Here is a 21263-nt window from a genome sequence, read left to right as displayed (position 1 = left end):
TTGGGTGGCCGCGGCCGCACCCCCTGCCTGGCAGCGCGCGCCTCAGTTGCGGCTGCGGGCCGCTTGCGCCGTTGCCGCCGGAGCACGCCGCGCCGGATGCGTGGACGGGGTGCAGGCCGAACAGATCCGCTCGACCCTGTAGCCGCGCGCGCGCAGCTTCTCGACCACGCCGTCGCTGCCGAGCAGGTGCAGCGCGCCGACCACCACCAGGGTCGCGCCCGGCCCGGCCTGCAGGCGCTCCTGCAGCGGCGCCAGCCAGGCATCGTTGCGCTCGGTGTTGATGCGCCGGTACAGCGCCGGATAGTCGCGTTTCATCTGCGCGGCCATGTCGCGCCACAGGGTCACGTCATCGCCACGCCGCCAGGCGTCGTGCAGGCGCCGGCTCTGTTCGTCGCCCTTGTCCACCTGCTCCAGCGCCTCGCGCAGCAGCTGCCGCTGCTCCTCGCCACTCATGCCGTCGAGCATGGCGATCTGCGCCGCCGCGCTTTCCAGCCCCTGCGCCGGCTTGCCGGCGGTGGCCGCGCGCGCCATCAGGTGCCGGTCCAGCCCCGCCTGCGCATCCAGCCCCTGCCGTGCCATCTGCCCCAGGCTGATGGTCAGCCCGACGAACCAGGGCTTGAGCCCGGCCAGGCGATCGATCGGCAGCCCGTTGGCGGCGGCGTAGTCCTGCAGCCGCCGCCAGGTATCGGCATCCAGTTCGTCCTTGAGCAGGCGGCCATCGCGGCGCAGTGCGGCCTGCGCCATCTGCGTGGCCAGCGCCGGCGAGTTCATTTCTTCCGGCGCCAGTTCGAACAGCAGCTGGCTCGACGCGTCGAAGGCCGCGTCCACGTCCGCCGACAGCGGGTAATCGTCGGCCCTGAGCAGGTGGAACGAGCCCAGCAGGTAGAGTTCGGCGCCCCTGGGGCCGCTCGCCTTCCACAACAGCGGCACCGGCGGTGCCTTGGCCGGGGTGGCGGCCGCCGGCGCCTGCCGCGCCAGCGACGGCGCCGGCGCGCCCAGCAGCATCACCGATCCCAGCAGCAGCGCCGCGGCGCGGGCCATCCATTTCATGTCGCGTGTTCCTGTGCGGGTTTGACGTAGGTTTTCTCGCCGGCCTCGACCGGCAGGTCCAGCCGGTTCTCCGGCGGCGGCAACGGGCAGGTGGCGAACGGGGTGAACGCGCACGGCGGGTTGTAGGCGCGGTTGAAATCGATCACCACCTGGCTGTCGCCGTCGGGCGCATCCAGGTCGATGTAGCGGCCGGCGGCATAGCTGCCGTGGCCGCTGGTGCGGTCGGCGAAGATCACGAACAGCGCCCCGCCCGGCTCGCCCAGCGCCTGCAGCCGCCAGGTGCGGCCATCGCGCTCGAACTCGATGGCGCCGGCATTGGGCTGTTCGGTGGTCAGGCCGGTGATGTCGACCACCGGCAGGGTCTTGCCGGCGGCGTGCGGCACGAAGCGCGCGGTGATGCGCCAGGACGCATCGGCCGGCCAGTACTCCAGGCTGCCGAAACCGGTGCGGGCCGGAGCGTCGGCGTGCCGCACCCGCAACGCGTGGCGCGGCCCGCGATGGATCAGGCTCAGCGTGCCCTTGCCACCGTCGAAGGTGATCGTGGTGGGGCTGGGCGCGTCGTCGGCATGGAACGGGATGCGGCCTTTCACCGGCTTGCCGTCGACCTGTACCGCGACGCCGCGCTCGGGCGTGAACCAGTAGCGCCCCGCCTCGTGCGTCACCATGCCCAGCCGCGGCGGCCCCATCGCCAGGCGGATGCCGCTGGTGCTGCCGCTGCCGATGTAGTGGGCCTTCAGTTCCAGCCAGTGCAGGCCGACCAGGCTGGTCCAGCCATCGGGCTGCAGCAGTTCGGCCTGGCGCTGTTCGCGCCAGATGTCGTTGTTCATCAGGAACGCCGGATCGAAGCGCGGCGCGTCGGGAGCCGGCGCCGGCCGGTCGCCGCCACCGCAACCGGCCATCGCCACCAGCAGCAGCGCCATGCCCGCCCATCGTTTCATCGTCAACGCCCCCGCAGGAACCAGCGGTCGATCTCCGCCAGCGAAAAGCGCGCCCAGGTCGGGCGGCCGTGGTTGCATTGCCCGGAGCGCTCGGTGGCTTCCATGTCGCGCAGCAGGGCATTCATTTCCGGAACCGTCAGCCGCCGGTTGGCGCGCACCGCGCCGTGGCAGGCCATGGTCGAAAGCAGTTCATCGCGCGCGCTGGCCACGCGCCGGCTCTGGCCGTGTTCGCGCAGGTCGGTGAGCACGTCGCGCAGCAGCCCTTCCGGTTCGGCGTTGGCCAGCAGCGCCGGAATGCTGCGCACGTGCAGCGAACCGGGGCCGGAGCGGGTCACCTCGAAGCCGAGTTCGGCCAGCGTCGCCGCCTCGCGCTCGGCGGTGTCGGCATCGCGTTCGCCCACCGCCAGGGTGATCGGCACCAGCAGCGGCTGCGCATGCAGGCCGATGCCATCGTGCGCGGTCTTCAGGCGCTCGTAGCCGATGCGCTCGTGCGCGGCATGCATGTCCACCACGATCAGGCCGTCGGCGTTCTCGGCCAGGATGTAGATGCCATGCAGCTGCGCGATGGCGTAGCCCAACGGCGGCACGCCGCTGTCGGCGGCGGTCGCCGGCAGCCCCGAAGTGCCGCCGGCAGGCGTACCCGGCGGCGTGGCATCGGCCGGCGTCGCATACAGCGCGGCATAGGCCGACGGCGCCTCGGCCACCTGCAGTCCCAACGGCGACTGCCGCGGTGCCCAGCCGCCACCACCACCGGCGCCGCCCGACGGCCGCGACAGCAGATAGCCGGCGGCCTGCCCGCCCGCCGCCTGCGGCGGCAGGGCCGGTGCAGCCGCCAGCCCGGTCGCCGGCTCCAGGCCCGCGCGGGTTTCGGCCAGCGCATCCTTGAGCATGCGGTAGACGAAATCATGGATCAGCCGCGCATCGCGGAAACGCACTTCGTGCTTGGCCGGATGCACGTTGACGTCCACCCGCGCCGGGTCCAGTTCCAGGAACAGCACGTAGGCCGGCTGGCGGCCGTGGTAGAGCACGTCGCCGTAAGCCATCTTCACCGCATGCGCGACGCTGCGGTCGCGTACCGAGCGGCCATTGACGTACAGGTACTGCTGGTCGGCGCTGGCGCGCGAATACTGCGGCTGCGCGATCCACCCGTGCAGGCGCAGGCCGGCCGCGCTGTGGTCCACGCGCAGCGATTGCCGCGCGAAGTCCTCGCCCAGGGTTTCGCCCAGGCGCGCATCGGAGTACAGGTCGCCGGGCTTGTAGCGGCGCGACGGCTTGCCGTTGTGCGACACCCGCAGTTCCACGTCCGGACGCGCCAGCGCCAGTGAACGCAGCCATTCCTCGATATGGCCCAGTTCGGTGCGCTCGGCACGCAGGAACTTGCGCCGCGCCGGCACGTTGTAGAACAGCTCGCGCACTTCCACGGTGGTGCCCGGCGCATGCGCACGCGGCGTGACTTCACCGATCTTGCCGCCCTCGATCTGCAGCGCGGCGCCGTGTTCGTCCTGCGGCTGGCGCGACGCCAGGGTGAAGCGGCTGACCGAGGCGATCGACGGCAGCGCCTCGCCGCGGAAGCCCAGCGTGGCGACCGACTCCAGGTCGTCGAGCGAGGCGATCTTGCTGGTGGCATGGCGCGACACCGCCAGCGGCAACTGCGCCGCGGCGATGCCGCCGCCATTGTCGCGGATGCGGATCAGGCGCACGCCGCCTTCCTCGAGGTCGATGTCGACACGGGTGGCGCCGGCATCGAGTGCGTTCTCGACCAGTTCCTTGACCACCGACGCGGGGCGCTCGACCACTTCGCCGGCGGCGATCTGGTTGATCAGTATCTCGGGGAGCGGACGGATGGTGCTCATGCTGCGCGTTCCGGGAAACCAGCGGGGCGCAGCAGGGGAATGAAATCGCTATCTCGCATCGCTAGATGATAGCCGCCCCGCCGCCGTGTGTAGCAGCCAGTCGCCGCTCAGCCCGCCAGTGGCGGCACTGCGCCCGGGGCACGGTAGGTGCGGGGCGATGACAGGTACGAACCGAATGACTGCAGCCGCCGGACAGGATGCGCGGCGCTGGCGCGCGCCGCGCTTACTTGCTGCCGCCGGCCACGGTGCCCGCGGCGGCTTCCATCTCGGCCTGCGCGCGCGCGGCGAACAGCGTGCCCGGCGGCGGCTGCCGGCTGAAATAGGTGTGCACGCCGTCGAGCACGGCACCGGCGACGCGGCGCTGGTAGGCCGGGTCGGTAAGGCGGCGCTCCTCGTCCGGGTTGGAGATGAAGGCGGTTTCCACCAGCATCGCCGGCATGTCCGAGGTGCGCAGCACCGCGAAGTTCGCCCGTTCCAGATTGGGCTTGTGGTTGTTGCCGATCCGCTTCAGCCCACCCAGCACGTGGCTGGCGGCATCTTCGGAGGCCTTCATGTTGCCGCTCTGGGCCAGGTCCAGCAGCACGTTGGCCAGGGTGCCCTCGGTCCGCTGCAGGCTGACGCCGCCGATCAGGTCGGCCGCGTTTTCCTTGTCCGCCAGCCAGCGCGCGCGCTGCGAGGACGCGCCCTTGGTGGAAAGCACGTACACCGACGAGCCGGTGGCGGCGCGGTTCTCCGCCGCGTCGGCATGGATCGAAATGAAAATGTCGGCCTTGGCCGCACGCGCGCGCTGGGCACGCTGCGGCAGCGGGATGAACACGTCGGTGTCGCGGGTCAGGTAGGCGCGCAGGCCGGGCGTGGCATTGACCTGCCGCGCCAGCTCACGCGCCACCGCCAGGGTGACGTCCTTCTCGCGCTTGCCGGTCGGGCCGATCGCCCCCGGGTCCTGGCCGCCATGGCCGGGATCGATGGCGACCACCAGCGTGCGCATGCCCGGCTGCATGCGGATGCGCGAAGCATCGCTGGGCATGACCGGACGCGGGGCCGGCTGTTCGTCGGCCGGTACCGGTGCAGGCGCGGGTGCCGGGGTCGGCGCAGTCGCCGAGGCGACCACGGCCGGCGCGGTCGCCTGTCCGTTGAGGATGGCAGCCGGCGAAGGCGTGTTCGTGGTGGCCACCGCCGTCGTGGTGGGCACAGGGGTGTTGACGACGGCAGCCGGCGGGGCAGGCGCGGCGGACGCCTGCTGCACCACCGCCGCGGTCAGTGCCGCCGTGGCACGGGCGGCCTCGCGGCGCGCCTCGGCGCTGCCGGGCTGCGCCGGCAGCGGGGGCGCGGACGCATTCGCCGCCACCGGCCGGGTACTGGCGCCGCTGGTCTCGCCGGGCCATTCGATCAGCAGCCGCGACTCGGCGCCCTGCCCCTGCAGCTGCGGCTTGAACGCCACCACCGACTCGGCCAGGTCGAACACCACCCGGAACGTGCCCGGCGCCGGGGTCCCGGTGCGCACGGCGGTGACGACACCGGCGGCGGCGGGCAACTTGAGCCCGCGCACGGCGGTCGAATCCGGGAAATCCACCACCAGGCGGTTCGGCCCGGCCAGCGACAGGGTCTTGTAGCTGCCACCGCCGGCCAGCTGGATCTCGGCACGGGTACCGGTGCTCCCGGCCTGCACGGCGACGCTGCGGATCTCACCCGCCCACGCCGAAGCGCCAGCCAGGCAGAGTCCGGCGACACAGGCAGACAGGGCGATCAGGCGGCTTCCCTTGAGCATGGGCGGATTCAATCACCGGAATTGCGTAATTGCAACACCTTTTCCCTTAATAATCCGCAACCTGCCACACTTTCCTTCCATCAGGCGGCAGGAAACCCCTGCAAGTGGCCCGATTGCCCCAGGCGCGACAGCCATGCCTGGCCGGCCGGGGAGCAGGCCTGCAGCCGCGCCCGGCGGCCCGCACCGTGCATGTCCAGCGCCACCCGCAGGTCCAGGGGCGGCAGTGCCGCGCCGCCCCGCTCCGGCCATTCGACCAGCCACAGGTCGGCCTCGGCCTCGTCCAGGCCCAGGAAATCCAGTTCGCCGGCATCGGCGATCCGGTACAGGTCCAGGTGCCAGGCCTCGCCGGCCGGCAGCGGGTAACGTTCGACCAGGGTATAGGTGGGGCTGCGGATCGCCCCCTGCACGCCGAGCGCCCGCAGCAGCGCGCGCGCCAAGGTCGATTTGCCGGCACCCAGGTCGCCGTGCAGGTGGACCACCGCCGGCGTCGGCCGGGTCGCCGCCAGGGCCGCGCCCAGCTGGTCGGTGGCCGCGGCATCGGGAAGGAACAGTTCGATCATGGCCGTCATTATGGATTGGCACGGGCGCGCAGGTGCGGCAGCAGGTCACGCGGCAGGAGTCCGCGCTGGCCCTCCGCGGCCGCCGCGTCACCGGCCAGCCCATGCAGCAGCGCGCCGGTGCTGGCTGCGTCCAATGGCGACAGGCCCTGCGCCAGCAGCGCGGCGACCACCCCGGTCAGCAGGTCGCCCATGCCGCCCACCGCCATGCCCGGATTGCCCGCCGCGATCACCCGCGGCCGCTGCCCCGGCGCGGCGACCACGGTGCCCGCGCCCTTGAGCACGACCACCGCCGAAAACCGTTCTGCCAGCGCCTGTGCCGCGGCGAAACGGTCGCGCTGGATGGCGGCGGCGTCGACCCCAAGCAGGCGCGCCGCCTCTCCCGGGTGCGGCGTGAGCACCGCTGTGGGCAGCGCTCGCGGCTGCTGCGCCAGCAGGTTCAGCGCGTCGGCATCCACCACCAGCGGCCTGCCGCCGTCCACCGCCGCCAGCCACAGCCGGCGCCCCCACTCGTCCTGGCCGAGCCCGGGCCCGAGTGCGACGACACCGGCACGCGCCAGCAGCGGCGCCAGGTCGAATGCGTCCTCCACCGCATGCACCATCGCTTCCGGGCAACGTGCCAGCAGCGGCGCCACGTGCGCCGCGCGGGTAGCCGCGCTGGCCAGCCCCGCACCGCTGCGCAGCGCAGCCTCGACGCACAGCATCAGCGCGCCACCGCTGCCATGGTTGCCACCGACGCACAGGACGTGGCCGGACTCGCCCTTGTGGGTGTTGAGGCGCCGCGGCGGCAACTGCGCCGGCAGCCGCGCCGCGCTCCAGCGCGATGCGGCCGGCGCCACGCCGTCGAACGCCTGCGCGGGAACATCCAGCGCATCCAGCAGCCGCTGCCCGGCGTACTCCAGCGCGGCGCCGGTGTGCAGGCCACGGTGCGGCACGATGAACTGCAGCACGCGCGCGGCATGGATCGCCGCGCCCGGCACCGCGCCACTGTCGGCGTCGACGCCGCTGGGCACGTCCAGCGCCAGCACCGGCGCGGCGGCGGCGTTGACCGCGGCGATCAGCCGCGCGGCCTCCGCATCGGGCGCACGGTCCAGGCCGATGCCGAACAGCGCGTCGACCACCAGGTCGGCATCGCGCAGGCAATCGGCGGCAAGCTCCACCCGGCCGCCAACGGCCAGGTAGTCGGTACAGGCACGCTGCGCCAGCGGGGTGCGTGGCGCGTGCCCGGGCAGGTGCAGCACGCACACCGCGCGCCCGGACTGGCGCGCAAGCCGCGCCAGCACATAGCCGTCGCCGCCGTTGTTGCCCGGGCCGCACACCACCACGATGCGCCGCGCCTGCGGCCAGTACTGCAGCGCGCACTGCCAGGCGGCCTGGCCGGCGCGCTGCATCAACAGGTAGCCGTCGCCACCGAGCGCGGCGGTGGCCTGCGCGTCGATGCGGCGCGCGGCGGCGGTATCGAACAGTCCATCGGGCTGGCTCATGCCCGCGATTCTATACTTGCGCCATGCCTGGAGCCGTTGCCACCGCCGACATGGCGCAGCTGTCGCTGCGCATCCGCCAGCTCGCGCGCGAGGCCGGCTTCCAGCGCTGCGGCATCAGTGGCGTCGACCTGGGCGAGGACGAGGCGCACCTGGCCGACTGGCTGGGCAAGGGCCTGTACGGGACCATGGAATGGATGGCGCGACACGGCGCGATGCGCGCGCGGCCGCAGGAGCTGTTGCCGGGCACGGTGCGGGTGATCTCGGTGGGGCTGGACTATGGCCACAAGGACGATGCCGCGGCCTGGGCCACCCTGGACGACGCCGAGCGCGCCTACGTCGCGCGTTACGCGCTGGGCCGCGATTACCACAAGCTCATGCGCAACCGCCTGCAGAAGCTGGCCGGGCGCATCGCCACCGAGATCGGCCCCTTCGGGTACCGCGTGTTCGTCGATTCGGCGCCGGTGCTCGAACGCGCGCTGGCGCGCAACGCCGGGCTGGGCTGGATCGGCAAGCACACCTGCCTGATCGACAAGGACGGCGGCTCGTGGTTCTTCCTCGGCGAGATCTACATCGACCTGCCGTTGCCGGTGGACGCCCCGGCCAGCGCGCACTGCGGCAGCTGCACGCGCTGCATCGACATCTGCCCGACCGCGGCGATCATCGCCCCGCACCGGCTCGACGCACGCCGCTGCATTTCCTACCTGACCATCGAGCACGAGGGCGCCATCCCGCTGGAAATGCGCCCACTGATGGGCAACCGCATCTACGGCTGCGACGACTGCCAGCTGGTGTGCCCCTGGAACAAGTTCGCGCGGCGCACCGACGAGCCGGACTTCCGCGCGCGCAACGACCTGGACACGGCGACCCTGCCGGAGCTGTTCGCATGGGACGAAGACGAGTTCCTGCGCCGCACCGAGGGCAGCCCGATCCGCCGCAGCGGCCACGAACGCTGGCTGCGCAACATCGCCGTGGCGCTGGGCAACGCGGCGCCCTCGCCTGCCGCGCGGCAGGCGCTGCTCAGCCGCCTGGACCACCCGTCCGAACTGGTGCGCGAACATGTCGCCTGGGCGCTGCGGCGCCACGATCCGCGGCAGTATCCCGGCTAGCGGCGCAGGCACCGGCCCCGGCGACATTGGCTTTAGCGCCCGCGCGCGGGAACAATAGCGTCCCGTTCCCCCGCGCCTGCCATGGACAACGTCCTCAGCCCCAGCCAGCTCAACACGCTCGCCCGCGACCTGCTCGAGGGCGCGTTCCCGCTGGTGTGGGTGGAAGGCGAACTCGGCAATGTCAGCCGCCCCGCATCCGGGCACCTGTACTTCACCCTGAAGGACGCACGCGCGCAGGTGCGCGCGGCGATGTTCAGGCCCAAGAGCCAGTGGCTGAAGTTCGTCCCGCGCGAGGGCCTGCGCGTGCTGGCGCGCGGCCGCCTGACCCTGTACGAGGCGCGCGGCGAGTACCAGCTGGTGCTGGACCACATGGAGGAAGCCGGCGAAGGCGCGCTGCGCCGGGCGTTCGAGGCGCTGCGGGCGCGGCTGCAGGGCGAAGGTCTGTTCGACCCGGCACGCAAGCGGCCGCTGCCGGCGCATGTACGCCGCCTGGCGGTGATCACCTCGCCCAGCGGCGCGGCGGTGCGCGACGTGCTCAGCGTGCTGGCGCGGCGCTTCCCGCTGCTCGAGGTGGAACTGCTGCCGACCTTGGTGCAGGGCGAGGCCGCGGCCGCGCAGATCACCGCGCTGCTGCGTCGTGCCGACGCCAGCGGCCGCTACGACGCGATCCTGCTGACCCGCGGCGGTGGTTCGCTGGAAGACCTGTGGGCGTTCAACGACGAACAACTGGCACGGGCCATCGCCGCCAGCACCACGCCGGTGGTCTCCGCGGTCGGCCACGAGACCGATTTCAGCCTGTCCGATTTCGCCGCCGACCTGCGCGCGCCGACGCCGTCGGTGGCCGCCGAGCTGCTGGTGCCGGACCGGCGCGACCTGGATGCGCGCCTGCGCAACCTGCAGCGGCGGCTGGCACAGCTGCAGGCGCACGCGCTGGGCCAGGCGATGCAGCGCGCCGACCGCGCCGCGCTGCGGCTGCAGGCACAGGGCCCGCAGGCACGGCTGGCGCTGCTGCGCCAGCGCCAGGAGGCGATGCATGCGCGGCTGCGCGCGGCGTGGCAGCGGCAGCTGGAACAGCGCCGCGCGCGGCTGGCGCATGGCCACTCGGTACTACGCGCGGTGCAGCCCGCGCAGCGGCTGGCGCTGTTGCGGCGGCGCCTGGACGCGCTCGCTCCGCGCGCGCAGGCGGCCATGGCCCGGCACCTGCAGCGCGATGCCCTGCACCTGCGCGGCATCGCCCGGTCGCTGGAAGCGGTGAGCCCACTGGCCACCGTGGCGCGCGGTTACGCGATCCTCACCCACGCCGACGACGGCGCGCTGGTCCGCTCCACCGCACAGGTGCGTGAAGGCGAGGCACTGCGCGCGCGCGTGGGCGACGGCGTGGTGGACGTACGGGTCGTTGCCACGGAGCAGACCCCGTAGATGCGGGGCTCGCCCCACAGGGGCCTTGCCGATGAAGCCGGCATCGACGAGCAGGCAGCCGACGCAGCCATGCAGATGCCCGCATGAGCGTCGGCGACGGCGTGGTTGACGTGCGGGTCGTTGCCACCGAGCAGATCCGGTAGATGCGGGGCTCGCCCCGCATGGGCCTTGCCGATGAAGCCCGGTGCCGGGCAAGCCCGGCATCGACGAGCAGACAGCCGACGCAACCATGCAGATGCCCGCATGAGCGTCGGCGACGGCGTGGTGGACGTGCGGGTCGTTGCCGCCGAGCAGACCCCGTAGATGCGCGGCTCGCCCCGCAGGGGCCTTACCGGTGAAGCCGCAGGACAGGCAGGGGCCGCTCAGCGCGCCTGCGCGCTTTCGCAGAACCGCTGGCGGTATTCCATCGCCTTGGGCATCAACGCCTGCAGGTTCTGGATCCGGGTGCCGGGATTGGGATGGGTCGAGGCGAACTCCGGCGGCGCCTGGCCGCCACTGGCCGCGCCCATGCGCTCCCACAGCGGCACCGCTTCCTGCGGGTTGAAGCAGGCCGCGGCGGCCAGCATCAGCCCGACTTCGTCGGCCTGGGTTTCGTGGCTGCGCGCGTACGGCAGCAGGTAGCCGTAGCCGAACGCCGACATCAGCATCTGTTGCTGCTGCGCGTCCATGCCACCGGCGGCACCGGCCATCTGCCCGATCTCGGTCAGCTTCTGCTGGGCCATGCGCTGCGCGCCATGGCGCAGCAGCGCGTGGGCGATCTCATGGCCCATCACCACCGCCATCGCATCGGCGTTGCGTGCCACCGGCACCAGCCCGGTATAGACCGCCATCTTGCCGCCCGGCAGGCAGAACGCATTGGCCTGGTCGGACTGCAGCACGTTCACTTCCCAGTCGAACGAGCGCGAGAAGTGGTTCGGCGGCTGGCCGTGCTCGGTGGCCAGCGCGGTCTCCACCGCGTCGACCTTGGCGATCAGGCGCTGGGCGATCTCGCGGATCTGCCGCGCCACCTGCGTATTGGGATCGACCGGCCGCTCCTGCGCCATGATCTGCTGGTAGGCCTGCAGGCCCAGCGCCTTCTCGCCCTCGGCGTCGAGCGTCTTGTCGATCAGCACCTTCTCGCCGGTATACGGGTCCACGGTGCGGTTGCCGAAGTAGTAGCAGCCGCCATAGACCGCGAAGCCGATCAGGATCAGCCAGCGCAGGCCGCCGCCGATGCCGCGCCGGCGCGGGTTGCCTTGGTTGCCCAGCGGATCCTGTCGCATTGCATGTCTCCATCGTCTGGAAGGGGCCGAGCGCGAAAGCGGGCCGGCCCGGACAGCACACCCCGGCGCCGACCGCAGCATGCCTGAAACACGCCGCCACGGTAACCGGACAAGACCATCGCACTGGTCACGGTGATGAACAGGCGAAATCGCTGCAGGCGGCCAACGCCACGGGGCTGCGGGAGAACGGCGGCGCCGGGCGGCACGACCCGGCAGCCAACCCAACGTGCCCGCATACCCAGCACCGCCGCGAACAACAGGCGGCCCGCGCCAGGCCGGGAAACCGCCGGGGCGGCCAGCCGCCGGGCGAAGCCCCCCCCCGCCCCGCGAGCCGCGGCTTTCGCGCCGGGAATCAACGTGGCACCGCCCGCCGTCCCGCGTGCGCCGCTTCAGATGCCGCGCACCAGGCGGAAGCCGATGCGCGCGCTGGTCACGTCCGAATCCTGCGACAGCCGCCACGCCGCGCGGGTCTGCTCCGGCGCGTTGGCCCAGTTGCCGCCGCGGACCACGCGCTGGCGGCAACCCGGGTTGTACCAGGCGGCGCCATCCGGCGGCGCACGCCGGTAGCTGGCGTGCCAGCAGTCGGCGACCCATTCGCTGAGGTTGCCGGCCATGTCGTGCAGGCCCCAGGGGTTGGCGCGGAAACTGGCCGCCGGTGCCTCACCCCAGTAGCCGTCGCCGTACCCGAGGAACGCGTTCTTCCAGTGGCGGCCGCTGGGCGACACATCCAGGCTGCCGGTGAAGTTGCCACTGCCCTCCGGCGGCACCCCGGCGTCGCCCCAGGGATAACGGCCGGTGGTGCCGGCGCGCAGCGCGTATTCGAACTCGGCTTCGCTCGGCAGCCGGTAGTGGCGGCCGGTCTGCGCCGACAGCCAGGCCGCGTACGCCTCGGCGTCGCGCACGCTGACATGCATGACCGGGTTGTCCGGCGGTGCCTTGGCGCCGTTGTAGCCGGCCTGCCAGTCGGCGCCGTTGCGGCGGACGAAATTGCCGCTGCGCTCGTCGTAGACGATCGAATGCCCGCGCCGGGTCGCACGCGGGCGCGCCTTGGTCGCCGCCACGAAGCGGCCGAACTCGGCCACGGTAACCTCGGTGATGGACATGGCGAAGCCACGGTCGAAGCGCACGTAATGCTGCGGGCGTTCGGCATCGCTGGCGCCCGGCTCGGCATAGCCGGCGCCCATCTGGAAGCCGCCGTGCGGCACCACGATCATCTGCGGGCCGCGCCCGCCGTCCTGCAGGGCGTCGCTGAACACCTGGCCGGGGCGGAAACTGCCGTAATGGGCGACCAGGTCGATGCGCTGCCGCAGCACCGCCACCGCCGCGTCGCCGGGCGCAGCGATCCGCAGCGCCTGTTCGAGCTTCTCGCGCGCCGCCTTCAGCCCGCTGGGCGTGGTCAGGTCGCGCAGGCCGCCGTCGCGCAGTGCGGCCAGCTGGGCCATGCGCATCGCCTCGATCCGCACCCGCGCGTCGGCCACGGTGGGCGCGTCCTCACGGATGCGCGAAGCGCGTTGCAGCCACTCCAGCGCCTCATTGAAATCGGCATGCGCGGCGGCGTCCTCCGCCTGGCGGATCAATCCGCTCTCGACCGCGGCCAGGCCCTGGCGGGCACGGCGGTTGCCGGGGTCCAGTTCCAGTACCTGGGCAAAGGCGCCGGCGGCCAGCGCCGGGCTGCCCGTGCGCAGCGCCTCTTCGCCCGAGCGGTTCAATGCCAGCAGGCGCCGCGCCACCTGCACGCGCTGCTGCAGTTCGCGCTCCGCCTTGCCTTCCGGGGCCAGGTGCGCGAGCACCGCGGCCTGGGTGGCCGCACTGGCCAGCGCCCGGCGCTGGTCGTCCGGCTGTTCCAGCAGCGCGCGGGCCGAAGCCAGCAGGCGCGCGCGGGCCTTGTCCAGGCCGCGCCGCGCCTCGCGCTGCTGCGGCTGCAGCGCCAGCACCGCCAGGTACAGGGGGATGGCATCGTCCGCTTCCTGGTACAGCCGGCCCTCGGCCAATGCCGCGCCCGCGCGCTTGAGCGCGTCGCGCACCCCTTCCGGCTGCAGCTCCACCGGTGGCGGTGTCCACACCGGCAGCGGCAGCGTGGCCGGATCCGGCGCGGCCGCCAGGGGCAGCGCCTCCGCCGCGACCGCGGGCACCGGCTCGGCCTCGACCGGCTGTGGCGCGGTGGCCGCAGCCGGCTCCTGCCTGCAGGCGGCGCACGCCAGCGCGACGGACAGGGCCAGGCAGGCCAACGGGCCGGTTGTACGCAAACTTCCTCCCATACAGGCTCTGCGCGCTCGGGTGCGCTGCGACGTTAGGCTATTCTCGCCTGCCTGGGCAAACCCTGCAGTTGATGGATTGAACGTGGCTCACTGGATCAGACACCCCGCCGAACTTGAAGAACGCCTTCGCCAGCGCCCCGACCGCATCGGCCTGGACACCGAATTCATCCGCGAACGCACCTACTGGCCGCAGCTGGCGCTGGTGCAGATGGCGGTGGGCGATGAGATCCTGCTGATCGACCCGCTGGTACCTGGCATGACCCAGGCCCTGCGTCCGTGGCTGGAGGACGACTCCATCCTCAAGATCATGCACAGCGCCAGCGAGGACCTGGTGGCATTCAAGTGCGCCTGCGGCGTCCTGCCGCGGCCACTGTTCGATACCCAGATCGGCGCCGCGCTGGCCGGCATCGGCGGTGGCATGGGCTACCAGAAGCTGGTCGCGCAGGTCACCGGCGTGGTCCTGCCCAAGGGCGAGACCCGTTCTGACTGGATGCGCCGGCCGCTGTCCGACGCCCAGCTCGAGTACGCCGCCGACGACGTGGAGTACCTGTTCGCGCTGCACGACGCGATCGACGCGCGGCTGCGCGAACTCGGCCGTCGCGAGTGGCTGCAGGACGACGCCCGGCGCCTGCTGGCGTCGGTCGAACACGACGAAGGCGAGCGCTGGCCGCACCTGTCGATGCGCGCGGCGCAGTTCCTCGAGGCCGACGCGCAGCGCCGCCTGCTGCGCCTGTTGCGCTGGCGCGACCAGCAGGCCCGGCAAAGTGACCGGCCGCGCAGCTGGATCCTGGACAACGAACTGGCCACGTTGCTGGCACGCACGCCGCCGGCCGACTACGACGCGCTGCTGCGCCTGTTCGAGCGCTTCCCGAAGGCCCCGCGCAAGCTGGCCCAGGCCGTGTGGCAGGCGCTGCAGACGCCGCTGGCCGACGAGGACCAGGCACCACAGGCGCTGGCCGCCAGCGACGGCAACAAGGCCGCGCTCAAGCGCCTGCAGGACGCGGTGGCCCGCCGTAGCGCCGAGCTCGGCCTGCCCGACGGCCTGCTGGCCTCGCGACGCCACCTGGAAGCGCTGCTGGAAAGCGGCGACTGGCCCGCCGCGCTCGGCGGCTGGCGCCGCGACCAGTTGCAGGCGCTGTTGCTGCCCCTCTTGGCGGCGGCGCCGGCATCGCGTTAGAATTCACCGGCGATGTGGAGCAGTCACATGGCGGACGGGGTCCCTGCCCCCTCCAGCGCACTGCATCCACCAGGAAGTACGGGGCCATAGCTCAGCTGGGAGAGCGCGTCGTTCGCAATGACGAGGTCGGGAGTTCGATCCTCCCTGGCTCCACCAAAACAAAAACCCCGGGTATCCCCCGGGGTTTTTTCTTGCCTGGCGACCGGTGCGGCCCGGCGGCGCTGCCGCTCAGTTCCCCGGCACGTACACTTCCACCCGGTTGCGGCCGCCGCGCTTGGCTGCGTAGAGCATGTCATCGGCGTTCTTGAACACGGTGCCGACGTCGGCGTTGCTCTCCGGCCAGGCGGCCACGCCCAGCGAGACCGTGACCCGGTCGACCGGCGCCATGTTGGCCCGCTCGATCTGCAGCCGGAGCCGCTCGGCGACCTGCGCGGCACTGGCCACCGAGGCGCCCGGCAGCAGCAGCACGAACTCCTCGCCGCCCACGCGGCAGGGCGTGTCGTCCACCCGCGAGATGTCCTGCATGTGCATGGACAGCTGTTTCAGCACCAGGTCGCCGACATCGTGGCCCCAGGTGTCGTTGACCCGCTTGAAGTGGTCGATGTCCAGCGACACCACCGCGAACGGCGTGCCGCGCTCCTGCAGCTCCTGCACCCGCGCCTGCAGATGGCGGCGGTTGCCCAACCCGGTCAACGGGTCGGTGTTCACGTCCTCGCGCAGCTTGCTGATGCTCTTCTGGAACAGGCCGATGCCCAGCAGCATGGCCTTTTTCAGCTCGCGCGATTCGAAATACCAGGAGCGCACCGAACGGATGCGCTGCGGGGTGCCGGGCTGGTCCATGTCGCGCGCGCCGTCGGCCAGCATGCGCAGCGGGTGGGCGATGATGCGCGCGCACCACCACAGCAACAGCATGGTGGCGACGGCCAGCGGCAGCGTCTTGACGAACACCGTGCGCATCAGCGAGGCCAATGGCGCCAGGGTGACGTCGCGCGGGCGTTGTGCGATCACGCCCCAGCCGGTCGCCGCGACCGGCGCGTAGCCGGCCAACATGGTCGTGCCCTTGCTGTTGACGAGGGTGGCCGTGCCGCTGCCGCCGCGGGTCACCTCGTCGACCGCGGCGTTGCCGGTCACCACCTTGCCGATGCGGTCGGGATCGGGGTGGTAGATGATCCGCCGCTCGCCGTCGACCACGTACAGGTAGGAACCATCGCGGTAGAAATGCTGGCCAAGCAGCCGGTCGAGGATGTTTTCCTTCTGCAGGTGGATGGCGCCACCGATCGCGCCGAGGAAGCCGCCGCGCGGGTCGCGGATCGGGCTGACCATGAGCACGATGAAATTGCCGGCTGCCGACAGATAGGGCTTGCTGATCAGCGGCTGGCGCGACCGGATCGATTCACGGACCGCGGCGCTGGCGAGGGTCTTGCCCTGCAGCTGCAGCGTTTCCGGCGAGGTCGCTAGCACCTTGCCGGCATCGTCGAAGATGACGATGGAATTGAAGCTCTTGCTCATCAGCCGCAGGCGGGCGGCTTCCTTGTCGAGCCGGTCGGCATCGTCCATCTGCCCGGCCAGCAACTGGGCGGTGTAATCCAGCTGCAGCTGCGCGGACTGGACGAAGTCGTCGGTGCTCTTGGCGAGCTTGGTCGCGTACGCCAGGTTGCTTTCAAGGGTGCTGTCGATCAGCTGCTGTCGCTGCACCTGGTAGCTGGCATGCAGCGTCTTGGCGAACGGCAGGAAAGCACCCAGCAGGGCCAGGGCCAGTATCAGCTTGCGCAGGTCCATCGCCGTCGTTGCCCTCCCGCGCCGGGATGCCCGATCCACCGGACCGTCGCCTGCAGTGACGGTTCCGGCGCCGCATGCCGCCGCTTTCGCACAACCGGCGGCCATGCGTACAAAAAAAAAAGACCTGCATTACTGCAGGCCTTTCGTATTCGTGGTGGTGTAGTCCCCTACTAGAGAGAACCTTCCTGCCTCACCGGCGAGGACACCGTAGGCGAGATTATATACGATGCGGAGGTCCGGGTGAACTTTGGCTGTCTCCGCGCATTTCCGACCTTCGATAGCTTGCGCTGCCACGGTCAGCGCCCGAGGGTCTTGACCTTCAGATGGCGGCATGAATAGCGCTGCTGCCCCCAGGACACGGCAAAGGTTTCGGAAACCTCGTACCAGTTGCCGCCTGGATGACCGCCGCCGTGGTTCTCCCCCATACAGGAGCATTCGCAGTGAAAGCCCTCAGCGTTCCAGCATGCCGGAGCGCATTTCTGGTGCTCCCGGTACAACTGGATCACGTAGACCTCTTGGTGTCGCCTCAGCGCAAGTTTGATCACGCTGTCGAACCACGCCGTCGGAATTTCCCAGGCCTTGAACTGCGCACACCAATCGGGCTTCAAGCGTCGGCCGTCCCGCAGCCACTCCATGTTCCCTTCGGCAAACGGAATGCGCGCCAAGACCGGGAGGGGCTTATTGCGCTTGAAGATGACCGGGATTTTTCCCTGACGCCAGAGATCCTTCAGTTGCGAGTCGCTCAGATCCTGTGACATGAGGGACTCGACTCCCTGGCTCAGCGCTGCTTGTTGGCTTGGGACAGGACCGAGGCCGCCAGTTCTTTCGTCTCTTTGGCGTATCGGTCGCTGGCCAAAACGCGTGCGGCCTTGTCTTCCATCTGGGCACCAGTCTGTTTGTCGCCGCTGCGCTGAGACAGTGCCGAGGCGGCCAGACTCTTAGCCACTTGCGACGAACTGCTGCTTTGCAGCGTTTCCGACGCCAGCCGACCAATTCGTGAGGACGTCTGCTTTGTGTTCTTGGACATCGCTGTTCCTTTCACATCAGGATTTGGAGACGGGCCGGAATGGCACCACCTTATTGCCTTGGGCTGGTTGGTCATCAACCTGCTTCTGGGTTGCTTTCAGCCGCGCAAACTCCACGACATTGGTTTTGCCCTGGAAGTAGCCTTCGGGCAATCCGGCGAGTGCTTCCACGTCGCCCGCAGCCAGTCCGATGTGCCTCGGGATGGCTTCTAAGGGCATGACCTTCTCTTCGACCAACAGATCAATGGTGCGACGAAGCAGGCGTGGCTGCTCTGGTCGACGATCCTCGTCTCCGGGTTCCGATTTCGCACCCCACCGAGCAGAGCGACGCTTGAAAAGCATCAGAGCACCATCTTCATCCAGCATCTCAAGTGCCTTGAGCCGCATGATGATCGCCGCCGCCGACGCGCCCCAACGGCGCTTCAGCAGCAACAAGTCATCCAGAGTCGGTGGCACACGAACTTCGCTGGCGAACGTTTCGGCGGGCAGCAAAAATGCGCCTGCAAAGCGGTGTGCCTGTTGCTCCATCAGTTTGTGGCGGGCGTTGTCAGTCGTGCGCTGAATGTGACGATGCAGAACAAGATGTCCGATTTCGTGGGCAAGGTCGAAGCGACTGCGGTAACCATTGTCCTTGTCGGCGGACAGGAGGATCAACGGTCGGCCCAATACCTCGCTCCAAGCCGACAGTCCTTCAATCTGGGCAACGCCGGTTTCTTCCCGAACGAGGATGACCCCAGCGCCTTCCACGGCCAGTGCCAAGTCTTGAATCGCCGAGCGACCCAAACGCCACAGATCCCGGCATTCGCAGGCAGCCTTCTCGATGTCCTCGTTAGTGATCTGCTCCGGCTCGGTGTAATCACGAGAGGGCAAATTGACATCGGGGTAGTCAACGTACTCCATCAGGGCAGCCGCCACGTCCTGGGCCCACTCAAGGCGGGCCTCCAGCATGGCTCGTGCAGCGACGTGCGCTGACGCGTTGCTGCGAAAAAGCGGCAACGACAACTTCGCCCCGGGCGCACGCGTAAACCATTCCGGCGTGACGTTGACCACGCCAGCAAGGCGTTCAAGCGCGTCACGCTCGGGCGCTTGCGTTCCTGCGCGCCACTTACTGACGGTCGCCGGAGACACGTCGACCATTGAGGCCAGCTGGACTTGAGTCAGACGACGGGCCGCAAGAATTTGGCTAAGTCGATCTTTCTGAAATCCTTGTACACCACCCCTGCTCATGATCCTGTTCCGTCTTTGTCTTGTTGTTTGCCAATGTTCTTCTTCAGCTTCGGCACAGCCAAATCGTCCTGGCCCGCTGTCGGCTGCTGGTCGTAGCGCTTGATGAATGCGTCAATGGGTTCCCGGAAAAGCCAGCCTTGCATGTGGCGATCTGGAACCGCGATTTCGATGGAGACGGGTGTGTCCGGCTGGCTGTGCAGCGATCCTGCAAAGCAGGCCACGACGAACACAACCGCTTGGGATGGCTCCACGTAGCCTGAAAAGAGTCCGGGTTGAACCAGTGGTTCGATGGCTGCGTTCGCCAGGGACATCTGTTTTCGGGTTTCGCTACGCCGCCCGCTGTTCCAGACCCCATACTTGGTGTTGAACCGTGCCAAGGTGAAGATCCCAGACCGGCCTGTGACGATCTGATTGCCGCGTAGCGGTGAGGGAGATGCGTCTGCAACGGCGAGAGCGCGATGGAAGGACTCGTTCATATGGAAGTGGCGCAACTGCCCCACCACGCTGGGCAAGTGCCCGTCGTCCATCCCTCGCGCTGCAGCATAGGCACGTTGAGCGCCGACCAGCTTGGCTTCTTCGAGGCCCATGACAAGCTCGCGCGGGATATTCCTCACAAGCAGGTCATGGATCGTTTCTTGGTTCGGCTGGGCCATTGGCAACTCCGTCATCGGATTTCGTTCAAGCGGATTCTATCATAAAATAATTTCGCTTAAAAGGTTTTCGTGTAGGAGATGCTGCGATTGAGGCGATAACACCCCCGATTTGTAGCGCGCCCAGCGCATCGTCTGCCAGCAGCGATACCGGGAGAACGTGGGCTAAATGTTTCGTTTTATCTCCCAGAAGTTGCATTCGACGAAATAACGGAACATACTCCACCCATGCTCTCCAGTACCCACAATCAACGCGTCCTCGATCTGGCCAGCCAGAAGGGGCTACTGCGCGCCAGCGATCTGGACGCCATCAGTGCGCCTCGGGTCGTTCTGACGCGCCTGACCGCTGCGGGTCTACTAGAGAAGGTGGGGCGTGGCCTGTACCGTCTGCCGGATGCACAGGTTTCGGAATTCGAGAGCCTTGGCACCATCGCCACCAAGGTACCTCAAGCGGTGTTCTGCCTGCTTACGGCGCTGCAGTTTCATGAGCTGACCACGCAGCTGCCGCGTCAGATCTGGATCGCCATGCCTCGGGGCAGCCACCCGCCCCGGGTCGACTACCCGCCCGTCAAGATGGTGCAGTTCACGGGTGATGCCTACTCGGCAGGGATTGAGGAAGTCGAACGCGACGGTGTCAGGCTTCGGGTGTACGGCGTGGCCAAGACCGTGGCGGACTGCTTCAAGCACCGCAACAAGATCGGGCTGGATGTGGCGCTGGAGGCGCTGAAGGACGCTCGGGCGCGCAGCAAGGCATCCGTCGACGACATCTGGCGTTTCGCCAAGATATGCCGCGTTGCCAATGTGATGCGCCCCTATCTGGAGAGCGTTGGATGAGTACTGCCACCCCAAATGTCGCGGCATCCGTCCGTGCGCGTCTGCTCAATGTCGCCAAGGCGCAAGGCGTCGATTTCAACCAGGTGCTGGTGCGCTTCGCCTTGGAGCGCATCCTCTATCGGCTGACCCAGTCGCCGCACGCGGACCGTTTTCTGCTCAAGGGTGCGCTGCTGTTCACGCTCTGGTACGACATGCCACACCGGGCCACACGCGACGCCGATCTGTTGGGTTTCGGTGCCAGTGATCTGGAGTCAGTGGCCCAAGTATTCCGGGACATCGCAGCTGTACCGGTCGACGACGGTATCGTGTTCGACCCAGCCTCGGTCACAGTCGAGGAGATCCGCAAGGAAGCTGGCTACGGCGGCGTTCGCGTGATGATTGCAGGCGATCTGGCCAGAGCACGTTGCAAGACCCAAATCGATGTCGGCTTCGGCGACGCCGTCACCCCGGCGCCTGTTGATTCGGTCTACCCAGTACTGCTGGAGGAAATGCCCGCACCACGGTTGCGGGCCTACCCAACGTACACCGTCATCGCGGAAAAGCTCCACGCCATCGCATTGCTGGGCATGACCAACAGCCGCCTGAAGGACTACTTCGATCTGTCGGTGCTGTTGGAACGAGAAACTCTGGACACTGATCTGCTGGCCCAAGCGATCAAGGCCACATTCGAAAGACGGGGCATGGCGGTTCCTGATGCGCTGCCAGTCGGACTGACGGACGAGTTTGCGCACGACGCTTCGCGCCAGGCGCTGTGGCTGGCATTTCTCAAGAAGAACGAACTTCCGCCAGAACCCTTGGCCGCCATCGTTGGCCGCTTGAGCGTGGCATTGGCACCCGCGTTGAACACCGTCGCTCGTTGAATATCCCTTCATAGGG

The 21263-nt window shown here is 69.4% G+C and carries 18 protein-coding genes and 1 tRNA gene; 6 read left to right on the top strand and 13 right to left on the bottom strand.

The window, feature by feature from the left end; all coding sequences use genetic code 11:
* Positions 1-42: 42 nt before the first annotated feature.
* The 6 genes from ACJ7VY_RS07145 to ACJ7VY_RS07120 form a co-directional block, all read right to left on the bottom strand.
* The gene (locus tag ACJ7VY_RS07145) at positions 43-1050 is read right to left on the bottom strand and encodes a TraB/GumN family protein (RefSeq protein WP_409476674.1); all 1008 of its coding nucleotides are present in this window, start codon (positions 1048-1050) and stop codon (positions 43-45) included.
* Positions 1047-1988 (bottom strand): DUF1684 domain-containing protein, encoded by a 942-nt coding sequence (locus ACJ7VY_RS07140; protein ID WP_409476673.1) that lies wholly within the window; start codon positions 1986-1988, stop codon positions 1047-1049. The genes ACJ7VY_RS07145 and ACJ7VY_RS07140 overlap by 4 nt, the downstream gene beginning before the upstream one ends.
* A gap of 2 nt (positions 1989-1990) precedes the next feature.
* Entirely contained in the window at positions 1991-3841 is a 1851-nt protein-coding gene (gene mutL, locus ACJ7VY_RS07135; protein WP_409476672.1) for a DNA mismatch repair endonuclease MutL, read from the bottom strand.
* Positions 3842-4064: 223 nt separating this feature from the next.
* Complete coding sequence (locus tag ACJ7VY_RS07130; RefSeq protein WP_409476671.1) at positions 4065-5609, bottom strand: N-acetylmuramoyl-L-alanine amidase; 1545 nt, start codon at positions 5607-5609, stop codon at positions 4065-4067.
* Between the two features lie 80 nt (positions 5610-5689).
* On the bottom strand, positions 5690-6169 hold the full coding sequence (gene tsaE, locus ACJ7VY_RS07125) for a tRNA (adenosine(37)-N6)-threonylcarbamoyltransferase complex ATPase subunit type 1 TsaE (RefSeq protein WP_409476670.1): 480 nt from the start codon (positions 6167-6169) through the stop codon (positions 5690-5692).
* An 8-nt stretch (positions 6170-6177) separates the two neighbouring features.
* Positions 6178-7650: an NAD(P)H-hydrate dehydratase gene (locus tag ACJ7VY_RS07120; RefSeq protein WP_409476669.1), complete on the bottom strand. Its 1473-nt coding sequence runs from the start codon at positions 7648-7650 to the stop codon at positions 6178-6180.
* A gap of 23 nt (positions 7651-7673) precedes the next feature.
* Here ACJ7VY_RS07120 and queG point away from each other — a divergent pair, with 23 nt between their 5' ends.
* The gene (queG, locus tag ACJ7VY_RS07115) at positions 7674-8756 is read left to right on the top strand and encodes a tRNA epoxyqueuosine(34) reductase QueG (RefSeq protein WP_409476668.1); all 1083 of its coding nucleotides are present in this window, start codon (positions 7674-7676) and stop codon (positions 8754-8756) included.
* A gap of 81 nt (positions 8757-8837) precedes the next feature.
* On the top strand, positions 8838-10175 hold the full coding sequence (gene xseA / locus ACJ7VY_RS07110) for an exodeoxyribonuclease VII large subunit (protein WP_409476667.1): 1338 nt from the start codon (positions 8838-8840) through the stop codon (positions 10173-10175).
* Between the two features lie 362 nt (positions 10176-10537).
* On the opposite strand, the gene ACJ7VY_RS07105 is transcribed toward xseA, so the two are convergent.
* Both ACJ7VY_RS07105 and ACJ7VY_RS07100 read right to left on the bottom strand, forming a co-directional pair.
* On the bottom strand, positions 10538-11437 hold the full coding sequence (locus ACJ7VY_RS07105) for a M48 family metallopeptidase (protein ID WP_409476666.1): 900 nt from the start codon (positions 11435-11437) through the stop codon (positions 10538-10540).
* 389 nt (positions 11438-11826) lie between these two features.
* The gene (locus ACJ7VY_RS07100; protein WP_409476665.1) at positions 11827-13683 is read right to left on the bottom strand and encodes a formylglycine-generating enzyme family protein; all 1857 of its coding nucleotides are present in this window, start codon (positions 13681-13683) and stop codon (positions 11827-11829) included.
* A 94-nt stretch (positions 13684-13777) separates the two neighbouring features.
* Here ACJ7VY_RS07100 and rnd point away from each other — a divergent pair, with 94 nt between their 5' ends.
* Both rnd and ACJ7VY_RS07090 read left to right on the top strand, forming a co-directional pair.
* Positions 13778-14872 carry a ribonuclease D gene (rnd, locus tag ACJ7VY_RS07095; protein WP_409476664.1) on the top strand — a complete coding sequence of 365 codons (1095 nt, stop codon included), beginning with the start codon at positions 13778-13780 and terminating at the stop codon, positions 14870-14872.
* Positions 14873-14952: 80 nt separating this feature from the next.
* A tRNA-Ala gene (locus ACJ7VY_RS07090) sits at positions 14953-15028 on the top strand.
* 72 nt (positions 15029-15100) lie between these two features.
* On the opposite strand, the gene ACJ7VY_RS07085 is transcribed toward ACJ7VY_RS07090, so the two are convergent.
* The 5 genes from ACJ7VY_RS07085 to ACJ7VY_RS07065 all read right to left on the bottom strand — a co-directional run bounded on the left by ACJ7VY_RS07085 (position 15101) and on the right by ACJ7VY_RS07065 (position 19556).
* A complete protein-coding gene (locus ACJ7VY_RS07085) occupies positions 15101-16651 on the bottom strand; it encodes a sensor domain-containing diguanylate cyclase (RefSeq protein WP_313233017.1) in 1551 nt (516 codons plus the stop codon).
* Positions 16652-16947: 296 nt separating this feature from the next.
* On the bottom strand, positions 16948-17409 hold the full coding sequence (locus tag ACJ7VY_RS07080; RefSeq protein ID WP_409476663.1) for a hypothetical protein: 462 nt from the start codon (positions 17407-17409) through the stop codon (positions 16948-16950).
* A gap of 20 nt (positions 17410-17429) precedes the next feature.
* A complete protein-coding gene (locus ACJ7VY_RS07075) occupies positions 17430-17678 on the bottom strand; it encodes a hypothetical protein (protein ID WP_020200504.1) in 249 nt (82 codons plus the stop codon).
* A 16-nt stretch (positions 17679-17694) separates the two neighbouring features.
* The gene (locus ACJ7VY_RS07070; protein WP_409476662.1) at positions 17695-18903 is read right to left on the bottom strand and encodes an XRE family transcriptional regulator; all 1209 of its coding nucleotides are present in this window, start codon (positions 18901-18903) and stop codon (positions 17695-17697) included.
* Positions 18900-19556, bottom strand: a complete 657-nt coding sequence (locus ACJ7VY_RS07065; RefSeq protein ID WP_046432185.1) for a hypothetical protein — start codon at positions 19554-19556, stop codon at positions 18900-18902. Before ACJ7VY_RS07065 ends, ACJ7VY_RS07070 begins: the two co-directional genes overlap by 4 nt.
* Before the next feature lie 225 nt (positions 19557-19781).
* Here ACJ7VY_RS07065 and ACJ7VY_RS07060 point away from each other — a divergent pair, with 225 nt between their 5' ends.
* Both ACJ7VY_RS07060 and ACJ7VY_RS07055 read left to right on the top strand, forming a co-directional pair.
* Entirely contained in the window at positions 19782-20387 is a 606-nt protein-coding gene (locus ACJ7VY_RS07060; RefSeq protein WP_062794306.1) for a type IV toxin-antitoxin system AbiEi family antitoxin domain-containing protein, read from the top strand.
* Complete coding sequence (locus tag ACJ7VY_RS07055; protein ID WP_409476661.1) at positions 20384-21247, top strand: nucleotidyl transferase AbiEii/AbiGii toxin family protein; 864 nt, start codon at positions 20384-20386, stop codon at positions 21245-21247. Before ACJ7VY_RS07060 ends, ACJ7VY_RS07055 begins: the two co-directional genes overlap by 4 nt.
* Positions 21248-21263 lie beyond the last annotated feature (16 nt).

Origin of the sequence: Stenotrophomonas sp. Y-13, from assembly GCF_046267925.1 — a bacterium.
GTDB classification, from domain to species: domain Bacteria; phylum Pseudomonadota; class Gammaproteobacteria; order Xanthomonadales; family Xanthomonadaceae; genus Stenotrophomonas; species Stenotrophomonas acidaminiphila_A.
This window is presented reverse-complemented; position numbering and strand designations above follow the sequence as displayed.